The organism is Nocardia flavorosea, assembly GCF_015477805.1.
In the GTDB taxonomy this organism is placed as follows: Bacteria; Actinomycetota; Actinomycetes; order Mycobacteriales; family Mycobacteriaceae; genus Nocardia; species Nocardia flavorosea_A.
On sequence record NZ_JADLQL010000003.1, the window covers coordinates 1 to 13,531 of the forward strand.

Annotated in this window: 13 protein-coding genes; 9 read left to right on the plus strand and 4 right to left on the minus strand. The window is 68.2% G+C overall.

Annotation, left to right across the window (positions count from 1 at the left end; translation table 11 throughout):
* The 3 genes from IU448_RS15490 to IU448_RS15500 form a co-directional block, all read left to right on the plus strand.
* On the plus strand, window positions 1–1,919 hold a 1,919-nt coding region (locus tag IU448_RS15490), incomplete at its 5' end, for a thioesterase domain-containing protein (RefSeq protein WP_195056358.1).
* 455 nt (window positions 1,920–2,374) lie between these two features.
* Window positions 2,375–2,911: a potassium channel family protein gene (locus IU448_RS15495; protein ID WP_195056359.1), complete on the plus strand. Its 537-nt coding sequence runs from the start codon at window positions 2,375–2,377 to the stop codon at window positions 2,909–2,911.
* A gap of 9 nt (window positions 2,912–2,920) precedes the next feature.
* Window positions 2,921–3,787, plus strand: a complete 867-nt coding sequence (locus IU448_RS15500) for an Fpg/Nei family DNA glycosylase (protein WP_195056360.1) — start codon at window positions 2,921–2,923, stop codon at window positions 3,785–3,787.
* Window positions 3,788–4,010: 223 nt separating this feature from the next.
* Here IU448_RS15500 and IU448_RS15505 read toward each other — a convergent pair whose 3' ends face one another.
* From IU448_RS15505 to cobF, 4 genes are read right to left on the minus strand one after another with little or no spacing between them, the layout of a single operon-like run.
* Window positions 4,011–5,963 (minus strand): carboxylesterase/lipase family protein, encoded by a 1,953-nt coding sequence (locus IU448_RS15505; RefSeq protein WP_195056361.1) that lies wholly within the window; start codon window positions 5,961–5,963, stop codon window positions 4,011–4,013.
* On the minus strand, window positions 5,960–7,435 hold the full coding sequence (locus tag IU448_RS15510; RefSeq protein ID WP_195056362.1) for a dihydrolipoyl dehydrogenase family protein: 1,476 nt from the start codon (window positions 7,433–7,435) through the stop codon (window positions 5,960–5,962). Before IU448_RS15510 ends, IU448_RS15505 begins: the two co-directional genes overlap by 4 nt.
* 7 nt (window positions 7,436–7,442) lie before the next feature.
* Window positions 7,443–7,688, minus strand: coding sequence for a DUF2630 family protein (locus IU448_RS15515; protein WP_195056363.1), 246 nt, complete (start codon window positions 7,686–7,688; stop codon window positions 7,443–7,445).
* Between the two features lie 37 nt (window positions 7,689–7,725).
* Entirely contained in the window at window positions 7,726–8,466 is a 741-nt protein-coding gene (cobF, locus tag IU448_RS15520) for a precorrin-6A synthase (deacetylating) (RefSeq protein WP_195056364.1), read from the minus strand.
* Between the two features lie 643 nt (window positions 8,467–9,109).
* Between cobF and IU448_RS15525 the strand changes: the two genes are divergently transcribed.
* From IU448_RS15525 to IU448_RS15550, 6 genes are all read left to right on the plus strand, one after another.
* The gene (locus IU448_RS15525) at window positions 9,110–9,883 is read left to right on the plus strand and encodes a thymidylate synthase (protein WP_228813348.1); all 774 of its coding nucleotides are present in this window, start codon (window positions 9,110–9,112) and stop codon (window positions 9,881–9,883) included.
* Window positions 9,880–10,377 carry a dihydrofolate reductase gene (locus IU448_RS15530; RefSeq protein ID WP_195056365.1) on the plus strand — a complete coding sequence of 166 codons (498 nt, stop codon included), beginning with the start codon at window positions 9,880–9,882 and terminating at the stop codon, window positions 10,375–10,377. Before IU448_RS15525 ends, IU448_RS15530 begins: the two co-directional genes overlap by 4 nt.
* A 231-nt stretch (window positions 10,378–10,608) precedes the next feature.
* Window positions 10,609–10,935 (plus strand): cupin domain-containing protein, encoded by a 327-nt coding sequence (locus IU448_RS15535; RefSeq protein ID WP_195056366.1) that lies wholly within the window; start codon window positions 10,609–10,611, stop codon window positions 10,933–10,935.
* 45 nt (window positions 10,936–10,980) lie between these two features.
* Window positions 10,981–12,033 (plus strand): Dyp-type peroxidase, encoded by a 1,053-nt coding sequence (locus IU448_RS15540; RefSeq protein WP_195056367.1) that lies wholly within the window; start codon window positions 10,981–10,983, stop codon window positions 12,031–12,033.
* Window positions 12,030–12,827, plus strand: a complete 798-nt coding sequence (locus IU448_RS15545; protein WP_195056368.1) for a family 1 encapsulin nanocompartment shell protein — start codon at window positions 12,030–12,032, stop codon at window positions 12,825–12,827. Before IU448_RS15540 ends, IU448_RS15545 begins: the two co-directional genes overlap by 4 nt.
* Before the next feature lie 120 nt (window positions 12,828–12,947).
* Window positions 12,948–13,478 (plus strand): hypothetical protein, encoded by a 531-nt coding sequence (locus IU448_RS15550; RefSeq protein ID WP_195056369.1) that lies wholly within the window; start codon window positions 12,948–12,950, stop codon window positions 13,476–13,478.
* The last annotated feature ends 53 nt before the right edge of the window (window positions 13,479–13,531 follow it).

Here is a 13,531-nt window from a genome sequence, read left to right on the forward strand (position 1 = left end):
TGCCGACCGGTACCTACGGCGGTTCGGAACTCGGTGAGCTGATCGCTGGTGAGGGTGTGACGGTCGGTTTGATCACGCCGTCGGTGCTGGCTTCGTTGGATCCGGCGGATCTGGCGGGTATGGAAGTCATCATCGCCGGTGGTGAAGCCATTTCGGCGGATCTGATGGCGCGCTGGTCGACCACGCCGGAGGGTGGGGCCGAGCGGCGGTTCCACAATGCCTACGGTCCGACCGAAGCGACGATTGCCACGAACATCAGCGGCGTGCTGCGTGCCGGTGACCGGGTAACGGTCGGTGGTCCGGTGCGGGGTGTGCGTGCGCTGGTGCTCGATGATCGTTTGAACCCGGTACCCGAGGGGGTGGCCGGTGAGCTGTATGTCGGTGGTGTCCAGCTGGCGCGTGGCTATCATGCGCGGGCGGGGCTGACCGCGGAGCGTTTCGTCGCCGATCCGTTCGGTGAGCCGGGTTCGCGGCTGTATCGTACGGGTGACGTGGTGCGCTGGCGTCGTGATGCTGCCGGTGATCCGGCGGTGGAGTATGTGGGCCGCAACGACTTCCAGGTGAAGGTCCGCGGTTTCCGTATCGAACTCGGCGAGATCGACGCCGCACTGACCGCACACGACACCGTGGACTTCGCCGTCACCACCGGGCACAAGAACACCGCGGGAGCCGTCTCGCTGGTGTCGTACGTGGTTGCCGTACCTGGTCGGTCGATCGACGTGGCCGAGTTGCGTGAATATGCCGGGCAGCGGTTGCCGTCGCATATGGTGCCCGCGTCGGTCATGGTGCTCGACGCGATTCCGCTGACTCCGGCCGGGAAGCTGGATCGCCGGGCGCTGCCCGAGCCGGTGTTTGCCGGGGAGGCAGGTTTCCGCGCGCCGCGCAGCCCGCTGGAGCATTCGGTCGCCGCGGTGTTCGCCGAGGTGCTGGGTGTGGAGCGGGTCGGTGTGGATGATTCGTTCTTCGCGTTGGGCGGCAACTCCCTGCTCGCGACGACGGTCGCGGCTCGGTTGGGCGCCGAGACCGGTGTCGATATGAGTGTGCAGTGGTTGTTCACCGATGCGACTGTCGGTGGTCTGGCGGCCCGGCTTGCTGAACCCGCAGAGGCCGAGGCGCTGGCCGAAGCCGCCCTGCAGGTGGTCTTGCCGATCCGGGAGACCGGTACCTCGACCCCGATATTCGCTATCCATGCCCGCGACGGCTTGGCATGGAGTTTCACCGGGCTCGCCCGGCTGCTGCCGGCGGATCAGCCGGTCTATGGTTTGCAGTCGCCGGCGTACTCCGACGCCGATTACGACCCGGCGTCACTGTCGGAGATCGCGGACAGGTACCTGTCGGAGATCCGGCGTATCCAGCCCGCCGGCCCGTACCGCCTGCTTGGCTGGTCGCTCGGCGGTGTTCTGGCCCACGCCATTGCGACCGCGTTGCAGGCAACGGGTGAGCATATCGAAATGCTGGCGTTGCTGGACAGCCATCCCGGTGTCGATCCGGGTGTGTTCGAGACGGTCCTGCGTGCTGCGTTGCTGGAGCAGGGGATCGTGACCGAGGACACCGGCGGGAACGTGGGCGAACTCGGTGATGCGGAACTGGTTCGCCTGCACGAGTTGATTCCGCCGGAGCTGTTGCGGGTGCCGGTGGATCGGCTTCGTGCGGTGTATCGGACGGCGGCTCGGTCCGCGGAGTTGATCGCGGGACACGATCCTGGGGTTTATGAGGGTGTCGTCGATTTCTTCCGTGCCGATGTGCCTGTTCCGGGTGCACAGCAGGAGGGGCCTCGGGGCGATGACTGGCGGCCGTATGTTTCCGGTGAGGTCGTCGAGTATGCGGTTCCGGCCACACACGAGGAGATGACGACTGGCGAAGCTCTGACCGTCATCGCCCCGCACCTGCTGGCCCGACTCGGCAATCCGGCCGAGTAGCAGGACTGAGTCCGGACCCACGGGCCTATCGCCCCGGCCGAGTCCGGGACGGGTAACCCAGTAGGCGGCAACCGGTGCCGCCTACTGGGAGTGGACGGAAATCCATTCGACCATCCGCTCGACGGACGCGGTCCCGGTCGTTCGATGGGCTTCGAGCTCGTCGGACGGTTCCGTGGCCGGCGGCTAGAATTCTGGCAGCGTCCGCGGATACGCGGGGGCGAATCGAGCTGGAGGTGGTCCGATGGCTACCCCCGCCCCGGGACTGGACCGGTGGAATGCGGCCGATCTCGATCACATGCCGGAAAACGGATTGCGATACGAGGCGTTGAATGGCCAGCTCGTCGTGAATCCGGCTGCACCGATCACGGGGTCGAGTTCGCAGGCCTGGACGACGGCCCGGCCGTTGTTTCGGCGTGCCGTCCGGTGAAACCGCGATCGCGGCCGATCATGACCGCATGGCATCTCGACGGATCAGCGGCCGGGCGCATCTGTGGCGTAACGCGGGCACCGTGATGTGTGGTCTGCTGTTCTACTACTTCGTCCCGGTGGGATTCGATTTCCCCGGTTACTGGCCAACACAGGTGGTTACCCTGGTCGCGTTCGTCGTGGGGGTGGCGGGGCTGGCGTGGCTCGCCTATCACCGGATCGGGCAGTTCTTGGCCGCGAGCCGCGTCACCGCGCATCGGGTCGACGGACTGCTGTATCTGGTCTGTCTGGTGGTGTTGTTCTTCGCGCTCTTCTACTACGTGCTCGAAATGCGTGACCCCGGTCAGTTCACCGATCTGCGAACCCGCAGCGATGCGCTGTACTACACTGTCGCGACCTTGGGAACCGTCGGTTTCGGCGATATCCACGCCGCCGGTCAGGCGGCGCGTATAGCGACCACGGTGCAGATGGCGTTCGATCTGGTGGTGGTCGGCACACTGATCACGGTGACGAGCACCGGGATCACCCGGCGTTTGGACGCCGCGAATGTCACCGGGTCCCGGTAACCTGATCGCGTGCCCGAACTACCGGAAGTGGAGGCACTGGCGCAGTTCCTGCGGGAGCATGCGGTCGGTGCGGTGGTGGGGCGGATCGATGTGGTGGCCTCGAGCGCCGTCAAAACCTTCGACCCGCCGGTGACGGCGCTGTCCGGCCGGGACGTCACGGGAGCGGGGCGGTGGGGGAAGTTCCTCGGGATGGATTGCGGGGGGTTGTGGTTGATCACCCATCTGTCCCGGGCGGGATGGTTGCGCTGGATCGACAACCCGAGCGTGCGCCCGCCGAAACCCGGGCGCGGGCCGTTGGCGGTGCGGGTACATTTCTTCACCCCGGAGGGGGCGGCGCCCGCCTTCGACCTCACCGAGGCCGGTACCAGGAAGCGGCTGGCGGTCTATATCGTGCGCGATCCGGCGGAGGTACCCGGAATCGCCCGGCTGGGGCCGGATGCCCTGGCCGTCACCGAGCCCGAGTTCGCCGAGATCCTCGGGGCCGCCACCGGCCGCATCAAGAATGTGCTGGTCGATCAGACGGTCCTCGCCGGGATCGGCAACGCCTATTCCGACGAAATCCTGCATACGGCCCGGATCTCCCCGTTCGCCACCGCGAAGACCATGCCGGCCGCGAAGGTTTCCGCCCTCTACGATGCCCTGCGCACGGTGCTCACGGATGCGGTCGCCCGGTCGGTGGGGCAGGACGCGGCACGGCTCAAGGGGGAGAAGCGTTCGGGTATGCGGGTGCACGGCCGCACCGGTATGCCCTGCCCGGTATGCGGGGATACGGTCCGCGAGGTCGCGTTCACCGACCGATCGTTCCAGTACTGCCCGACGTGTCAGACCGGTGGGAAAGTCCTCGCGGATCGCCGGATGTCGCGGCTGCTGAAGTAGATCCGCGCCGGACACCCCACACCAGCACAGCCGCTGCGGCTGCTCGGTGAATGGTCCGCTCCGTAGAACGAGCTTGCGATCCGCTCGATATCGGCAGATCCGCCGGCCATCGCCGTCTTCGGTGTTCTGTTTCTGTCAGTGGCCGAGCCCGACATCTTTCCGGGGCTCACCGGTTCGGCGGTATCCGAGTTGCCGCCGGCACGATCGCTGCAGCTTCGACCGGTCAGGTGCCGGAGTTCCGGCCGGAAGCATCCGGCGCCGCTGCCCGCCCGGACTCCGTGGCGGGATCCGCGGCCCGCCCGGCTTGCGGGTCCGCTTCGGTACCGGGTTGCTCGCCCCCGCCGGCTCCGGCCGTGCCGGAATCGGCTTCGGTGCTGGGAATGGCGATGTTCTCGGTCAGCTTCTCCGCGACCGCGATCACCGCTTCGGCCGGAGTTCGGACCGCGTTCTCCGGGGTGATCTTCCCCAGCAGCGTGCCATCGTCACCGGCCTCGTTCACCGCCGCACTCGCGCCGGGACCGGCGACAGTCGTCGCGGTGGTATCGCTCGCAGCCGCCGCAGCGGCAGCGGCCGGAACTGCCGGGGTACCACCGCCCGCCGGTACCAGCCGGGGCGCACGCACCCCGGCCCAGAGTTCGCGCTTGGCACTGTCCGGATCGTTTTCCACCCGGCCGGGATCGTCGATTATCAGCGTGCTGCGGTCTTGTTCGGTGTAGCGCGGCCACACCGGCAGCGGCTCTCCCGTGCGAGCGAAATTCAACCAGTTGTCCTGAACTCGGCGGGTCACCGCGAGCAGACCGCGGCGGCTGCCGCCGATCGTCAGCGCCCGGCTCCACGGTTCGTAGACGGCACCGAAGGTGGGCAGCAGATCGGTCGCGTGGGTTGCGCCCAGCTTGTACAGCTGCAACAGCCGCGGCGCGAAATCGTAGCGGTAGGCGTAGGTGGGACTGTGCCTGCTGTGGCTCTCCATCACCTCCAGCGAGGGCCGCCAGAAGAAATAGTCGCCCCCCGCGCGGATGGCCGCCGCTTCACCGGGGAAACCGGGATAGGTATAGAACACCCGGGGGTAGCGGTCGGGCTCCGCGACGGAGAGCGCCCGCTTGAGCCGCTCCGGCCGGGTGGGCAGCGACGCGGTGAACCGGTGGAACAGCGCGCCCTCGTTGCGGCAGGTTCCGATGATGAGCGGAACCCGATGGGAGTGCCCCTCGGCGAACGCATCGATCGGGGTGCGCGGCAGCAACTCCCCGTCGGCCACCGGCGCTGCCGGGAAGAACCCCGGGCATTCGGCCATGGACGCATTGGACGCCCGGTTGAAGGCGCGCCGGATATCGTGCGGGTCCGCTTCGCGGAGCAGACGGTTCGCGTCCTGCGGCGCGATCCGGAGTTCGGCCAGGACACGGTGGGCGAATTCACTCGCCTCGGCGGTGGTCAAACCCCAATCCGCGGGCGCGCTCTGCGCGATACCGCGGTGGAACAGACCGGCGGCCGACGGGGTGGCCATGAGACTCAGTACGGCATGTGCGCCCGCCGATTCACCGAAGATCGTGACATTGCCGGGATCACCGCCGAACTCGGCGATATTGGTCTGCACCCAGCGCAGCGCGGCGATCTGATCCCGTAGCCCCAGATTCGACTCGTACGGGCGGTCCGGGGTGGAGAATTCGGAGAAATCGGCGTACCCGAACGCGCCGAGCCGGTAATTGATCGACACCGCGACCACATCGCCGTCGGCCGCCAACTGCACCCCGGCGTACAGACGCAACGCCGAGGTGCCGAACAGGTTGCCGCCGCCGTGGATGAACACCATCACCGGCCGCGGTCGTACGGCGGGCTGGACGGGAGCCACGACATTGAGTGTCAGTGAATCCTCGCTCATCTCCTGTGATTTCCGCGGCCCGATGCGGACGCCGAAGCCGGGCTGGATTCCCGCCGCCCGAAAATAGGTGGCGTCGCGGATATCGGTCCACGGCCGCACCGGCTGCGGGGCGCGGAACCGCAGGTCGCCGACGGGTGGTGCGGCGTAGGGCAGCGATCGCCAGTACCGGACGCGGCGGCCCCGCCCACCACGGACGATGCCGTCGGCGGTGGTGACCTGTTCGGTGACGTGCCCCTCGGATACCGGCGAGCGTCCTCCGCCGATACGCTCCGCTGCCGGCTCCCGGACTGACTCGCTCATGGGGCCGATGGTAACGACGACCGGTCGGTCTCCAACAGGCGTAACCAGAATTCGCTCACCGCGGGGAACGCCGGCACCGCGTGCCACAGCGCCTCCAGCGGGACCCGACCGGCGACCGCGATCGTCGCGGCATGCAACTGTTCCCCGATATCGGGGCCCACGAAAGTAGCGCCGAGCAGCGTATCGGTGGCGTTGTCCACGACCAGCGCGGCGTGACCGCGATAGTCGTCGCGGGTCAATGCCGAACCGGCGACCTCGATATCCAGTCCCACCGTGCGGATATCGTGCCCGGCGCGGCGGGCGGCATCGGCGGTGAGACCCACCGCGGCGACTTCGGGATCGGTGAACACGACCTGCGGAACAGCATGATGGTCTGCGCTGGCGCGGTATCGCGGATCCGTCAGCGACCGGCCCTCGGCCCGGGCCGCGATCACATCCCCGCATACCCGCGCCTGGTATTTGCCCATATGGGTGAGCGCGGCCCGGTGATTGATATCGCCGACGGCGTACAGCCAGTCACCCGGCACCCCGGTGACGGTCAGCTGATCGTCCACCTCGACATAACCCGGTGCCAGCCCGACCGTGTCCAACCCGAGATCGTCACTGTTCGGAGTGCGGCCGGTGGCCACCACGATCTCGTCGGCGAGCACGGTTGTCGCACCGTCCGGCCCCTCGGCGTGCACCGTGACCGGACCGCCGCGTGTCCGGCCTTCGCCGTGGTACGCGGCTGCCGGGCGCCGGACCCGCTGCGGGCTGGTGCCGAACCGGATATCCACGCCGCGGGCGGTCAGTGCCTCGGCCACCCGTTCCCCGGCGAACGGTTCGGTACCGGTGAGCAGCCGGTTACCGCGAACCAGGACGGTGACCTCGGCGCCGAGATCCGATAACCAGGTAGCGGCCTCACAGGCCACCACGCCGCCGCCGATCACCACGACCCGTTTCGGGATCTCCCGCAGGCTGGTCACATCGCGTGACGTCCACGGCAGGGCGTCGCGCAACCCGGGAATATCGGGTACCGCGGCCCGGCTGCCGGTCGCGAGTACCACGGCGTGCCGGGCGCGCAGTTCGTGTTCGCCGATCCGGATCGTCCGGTCGCCGGCGAGCCGCCCGGCGCCGCGGATCACCTCGATACCCTGCTGGGCGGCCCAATCGAGCTGTCCCGAATCGTCGTGGTCGCCGTCGCGGGCGTGGACGAATTCGTCGCGGCGGCGCAATACCGCGCCCATATCGAGGCCGCCGACCTCGATCCCGGGCAGGCCGCGCGCGGATCTCAGCACGTGCCCCGGCCGCAGCAGCGCCTTACTGGGGATACAGGCCCAATACGAGCATTCGCCGCCGACCCGTTCGCGTTCCACGATGGCCGCGGTGCGCTCGCTGCCCGCGATCGCATAGGCGGCGGCATTCTCACCGGCCGGGCCGCCGCCCAGCACGATGACATCGTATTCTTTTGCCGCAGACTCGATTCCGGTCATCGCGGGCCTACTGGAGGTATCCCTCGACCTGTCCTGGTGGTCGTGGTTGTGCCTCATCGGGGGATTGGTCGCGATCGATCCGGGCTCGTCGCTGCCGGAGCAGATCCCAGCACTGATCCAGCATGACCTCCACTTCGGCCAGCCGGCGCCGCTCCACATCGGGATCGAGCTCCCCGCGCGAGGCCCGCGACCGCAGGTCGTGCTCGTGGTCGACCAGTTCCTTGATCCGCCCGAGTATGTCCTGTTCGGTCATGGGAGACCATGCTACGGCCCGCGGGCCGATTACCAGCTCATTCAGCGGGGCGCAGCAGATAGATGTCCATGATCCAGCCCTTCTGCGCCCGCAGTTCCGCGCGGCGGCGCACGATCTCCGCGCCTATCTCGCCCACTCGGCCGTGGAACAGTGTTTCATCCGGCATGCCGAGGTAGGCGCCCCACCAGATGTAGGTGTCGCCGGGGACAGTGGTGAACGCGCAGTCGGCGTCGAGCATGACCACCGTCGATCCGGTGCCCAGTCCCTCCTCGCGCAGCCGCCGCCCGGTGGTGATGTGCACCGGCTCCCCGATCCGGTGCAGGACGATCCGATGCCGGGCCGCGAGGGCGTGCACGCTGGTCACCCCGGGGATCACGGTGTGGTCGAAGGTCAGTGCGCCCCGCGCCAGCACCTGTTCCACCATGCGCAGGGTGCTGTCGTAGAGCGCAGGATCACCCCACACCAGGATCGCGCCGACCCCCTCGGTTTCGGCGAACGCCTCCTCCAGCAGCAGCGATCGGCGTTCGTGCCAGTCGAGCACGGTCGCGTTGTAGTCGGCCGGTGAGCGGTCGCGCGGCGGGTCGGGTATCTCGACGATCCGGTAGGGGCGATCGGCGTGCTCCTCGAGGATTGCGGTGCGCACATCCACGAGCTGCTGCTTCTCGGCGCCCTTTCCCATGACGAAGAAGGCATCGACCTCCCGGAGGGCCTTGACGGCCTGCATCGTCACCTGGTCCGGATCACCGGCGCCGATACCGATCACATACAGCTTCCGCATGGGGTCAGCTTGGCAGGCCGGAGGTGGCAGTGGTCGCCGGGGCGGGGACGCCTTACCGGTAAGGGCGGCCAGGAATGGCCCCGGCCCGCGCCGGGAATTCGGCGCAGCCGGCCCGGCCGTCCGCGAAACCCACCACCCGGTGCGAGCCAGATGTGCTGCGGCGTCAGCACCGGTCGGCGCGCCGGCTGGTGCTGACGGGGGTCGGCTGTGACGGGGGTCGGCTGTGACGGGGGTCGGCTGTGACGGGGGTCGGCTGTGACGGGGGTCGGCTGTGACGGGGGTCGGCTGTGACGGGGGTCGGCTGGTGCTGACCGAGGCTTGCCGAAGCCGACCGTCCCGAGCCGGCTGTGCTTCTCCGGGCTTGATGGTCCCGACCGTGCAGACCGGGGCTGATCGGTGCTACCCGGTCCTGGCGACCAGAGTCCGTCGGGGTCGGGCACCGCGGGTGCCGGCGCAGGTGCTCGCCGGTGGGTCCTCGGTGGGAAGCTAAGCTCGGCCCGTGGCGAGCGCAGCGAACGAACCCGTGGTGAGCGCAGCGAACAGCACCGGCGCGAGTGCAGTGAGCAGTACATCCAGTGCGGCGAGCGACCCCGGTGCGGGCGCCCGTGGCGCATATCGCGCGCCGGACACCCAGTACGAGGACCTGCTGCGGCGGGTGCTGGATACCGGTACCGCAAAGGCGGACCGGACCGGGACCGGGACCCGCAGCGTGTTCGGGCATCAGCTCCGCTACGACCTCGCCGCCGGTTTCCCGCTGATCACTACCAAGAAAGTGCACCTCAAGTCGATCGTGTACGAGCTGCTGTGGTTCCTGCGCGGGGATTCCAACGTGCGGTGGTTACAGGAGCACGGGGTCACCATCTGGGACGAGTGGGCCGGTGCGGACGGCGAGCTGGGGCCGGTCTACGGAGTGCAGTGGCGGTCCTGGCCGGCGCCCGACGGCCGCCACATCGATCAGATCGCGCAGGTGCTGCACACGCTGCGGACCGACCCGGATTCGCGGCGCATGCTCGTCTCGGCCTGGAATGTGGCCGAACTCGACCGGATGGCACTGGCGCCCTGCCACGCCCTGTTCCAGTTCTACGTCGCCGACGGCCGGCTGTCCTGCCAGCTGTACCAGCGCAGCGCCGATCTCTTTCTCGGTGTGCCGTTCAATATCGCGAGCTACGCCCTGCTCACGGTGATGGTGGCCCAGCAGACGGGGCTCGAACCCGGCGATTTCATCTGGACCGGCGGTGACTGCCATATCTACGACAATCACCGCGCACAGGTCACCGAACAGCTCACCCGGACCCCATACCCGTTCCCGGACCTCGACCTCGCCCCGGCCGCGTCACTGTTCGACTACCGGTACGAGGACGTGCGGATACTGGACTACCGTCACCATCCGGCGATCAAGGCTCCGGTGGCGGTATGACCGCGGCCGCCCGCACCATCGGCCTGATCTGGGCGCAGACACCCGACGGGGTGATCGGAGTGGACAACACCATCCCGTGGCGGGTGCCCGAGGATATGGCGCTCTTCCGGCAGACGACCACCGGTCATCCCGTGGTGATGGGCCGGCGGACCTGGGAATCGTTGCCGCCGCGTTTCCGCCCGCTGCCCGGCCGCCGCAATATCGTCGTGACCCGGCAGCAGGATTGGTCGGCCGCGGGGGCCGAAACCGCCGGTTCCGTCCGGGCTGCGCTGGAACTGGCTGCCCCCGCGACCACCTGGGTGATGGGCGGCGGCGAGATCTACCGGGCGGCGTTGCCGTATGCGACGGAACTCCTCATCACCGAGGTGGACACCGATGTGTCCGGGGATGCCTTCGCCCCCGACCTCGGCCCCGAATGGCAGTCGGGCGATCCGCAGGATTGGCTGCAATCATCCGGCGGTCTGCGCTACCGCACCCGCCGATTCACCCGCTGACCGGCTGTAATTGCTCCGCGGCAGCAGGCCGGTCGCGTGGTGCACGAGCGTTCGGGTCGCGGTCGAGAAAGGTCTTGTCCCGGGCGCCGACCGAGAAGCAGGCCGCCCGGTGGCAAAAGCAGCACAGTCGGCGAGAAACACCGGAATGCCGCGCCCGGGTCGGGCATACTCGGCGATACGACCCCGCGATCACCAGCCCGGTCGCGGGTACGCGGAGGCGAAAGGCGGTCCATGGACAAGAAATCGCTGACAGCGGTGGCCCGGCAGCAGCTCAAGATGGCCGCGACAACCACCAGTGGCCGTAGTTCCCAGACCATCTTCGGGGGGCACGCCAATTCGCTGCGGCAGACGGTCGTCGGATTGTGCGCCGGGCAATCGCTGGCCGAGCACGACAACCACGGAGAGGCCACGCTGCTGGTGCTGTCCGGCACCCTGACCTTGCACAGCGGCGACAACGAGTGGAAGGGATCGGCCGGCGATCTGCTGGTGCTGCCCAAGGCCCGCCACAGTGTGCAGGCGATCGACGATGTGGCCTTCCTGCTGACTGTGGCTATGTAGGCCACCGGGATCGGGCCGGGTGACTCGCCGGTAATGTGATCGCCTATGGGGCAGCCGCAGCCGATACTGGAACCACTCACTCCGGCCGCGCATTTCCTCGTCGCGACCATCGAACCCGGCGGCGAGGCGGCGGTGCGGGACCTGCTGGCCGAGCTTGCGGGCCTGCGGCGGGCCATCGGTTTCCGGTTGCCGGGTGCCGGGCTCGGATGTATCACGGGTATCGGGTCGGCGGCGTGGGATCGGCTGTTCGGTGGTCCGCGCCCGGCCGAACTGCACGATTTTCCGGGCTACGACGGCCCGCTGCACCAGGCTCCCGCGACCCCGGGTGATCTGCTGTTCCATATTCGCGCCCAGGCGCACGATGCTTGTTTCGAATTGGCGATGGCCATCGGCGACCGGTTGGCCGGAGCAGCCACGATCGTCGACGAAACCGTCGGCTTCCGGTATTTCGAGCAGCGCGATCTGCTGGGTTTCGTCGACGGCACGGAGAACCCCGAGGGCGCGCTACCGGATTCACCGGCCGGTGCGGCGGCCCTGGTCGGCGCCGGCGACCCGGATTTCACCGGCGGTAGCTATGTGATCGTGCAGAAGTATCTGCACGATCTGCCGGCTTGGCGAGCCCTGCCGGTACAGGAACAGGAACGGGTCATCGGCCGGACCAAACTCGAGGATTTCGAATTCGCCGAGGCGGATAAACCCGCGGATTCGCATATCGCGGTCAACCAGGTGATCGAACCCGACGGAACCGAGCGGGAGATCCTGCGCGCGAATATGCCCTTCGGCAGTATCCGGGACGGCGAATTCGGCACTTACTTCGTCGGCTATTCGGCGACACCCCGGACCACCGAGATCATGCTGGAGCGGATGTTCCTCGGCACCGGCGAGGCCACCCACGACCGGATCCTGGATTTCTCCACCGCCGTCACCGGCACCCTGTTCTTCGTTCCGCCGCAGGATTTCTTCGACGATCTACCCGCGCCGCCGGTGGCGGATACCGCGGCGGAGCCGGTCGGGAAAGCAGCAGCGCAGCCGGGCCCGGCGCCGAGCGCGGACGGTTCTCTCGGCATCGGCACATTGAAAAGGAGCAGCACCGTATGAACAACCTGCACCGTGAGCTCGCGCCGATAACGGACGCGGCCTGGGCCGTTATCGAGGAGGAGTCCGCGCGGACCTTCAAACGGCACAACGCCGGCCGCCGGGTAGTGGACCTGTCCGGCCCGCACGGCAGCGACTACTCCGCGCGCGGTCTCGGCCACACCGCGCCGATCGCCGCCCCGAACGACGGGGTGGTGGCCCGGCAGCGGGTGGTCGCGCCGCTGGTGGAACTGCGGGTGCCGTTCACGCTGTCGCGAGAGGAACTCGACAATGTCGAGCGCGGCGCTCAGGACACCGATCTGGACCCGGTGAAGGACGCCGCCCGCAAGATCGCATTCGCCGAGGACCGGGCGGTTTTCGAAGGCTATGCCGCCGCCGGGATCACCGGGATCCGGGCGGCCTCGTCGAACCGGGCGATCGAGCTACCCGACGATGTGTTCGGGGTGCCCGAGGTGATCGCCCGGGCGGTGAGCCAGTTGCGGCTGGCCGGTGTCGACGGGCCGTATTCGGTGCTGCTCAGCGCCGACCTGTACACGAAGGTCAGCGAGACGTCCAACCACGGCCATCCGCTGCGCACCCATCTGGAACGTCTCGTGCCCGAAGGAGAGATCATCTGGGCGCCGGCCATCGATGGAGCGTTCGTGCTCACGACTCGCGGCGGGGATTTCGACCTCACGCTCGGCCAGGACCTGTCCATCGGTTATCTCGGCCATGACGCCGAAACCGTCCAGCTGTATTTCCAGCAGAGCATGACCTTCCAGGTCTATTCCGCCGAGGCCGCCGTCGCCCTGCACTGAGTCGCCGCCCCGCACTGGCTCGCCACGCTGTGCCGAGTCGATGCGGGGAGCGGGTGCCGCGGCGCCCGCTCCGGTACCGTGTGGCCGGCAACACGAGTTCTCGGGATGAGCGGAGTCGGTATGCGCAGGGTGCATGCAGGTGTGGTGCCCACCGAGCGGGCGCTGGGCTACGGCCTGGCCGGTACGGCGATCGTCGTGGCCGTGACTGTGCCGATGGTGCTGCTGTTCGGGCCGGGGCGCGTGTTCACCGGGCTGGTAGTCGGGGCACTGCTCGCCGTGGCGGTCCTGCTCGCGCTGTTCAAGCGGGATGCCGTCGTGCTCACCGACCACGCTATTCAGCGGCGTACCCCGTGGTCGGTGACCAGTATCGAATGGGACCGGGTGGTCGCCGGGCGGTTCGGTCTCGACGAACGGTCGCGCTGGTCGCTCGCACTTGATCTCACCGCCGGGGCGGAATTGCACAGCGAACTGGTTCTGCTGTCCATACCGCCGGTATCCGGGCCGATATCCGGCGCCTACGACCTACGGAAGCGGGAGCAGATCACCGAGATCCGGAACATGCTGCGACATAAGAAAATTCCGGTGACCGTACTACCCGATATCGCCGGCGCGCTGGAGAAACACTGGCAGATCGCACCGCCGACCCGCTGACCCCGGGACACCACCGCCGCCCGGCGCGGATGCGTCACCGCAGCCTGCACCGG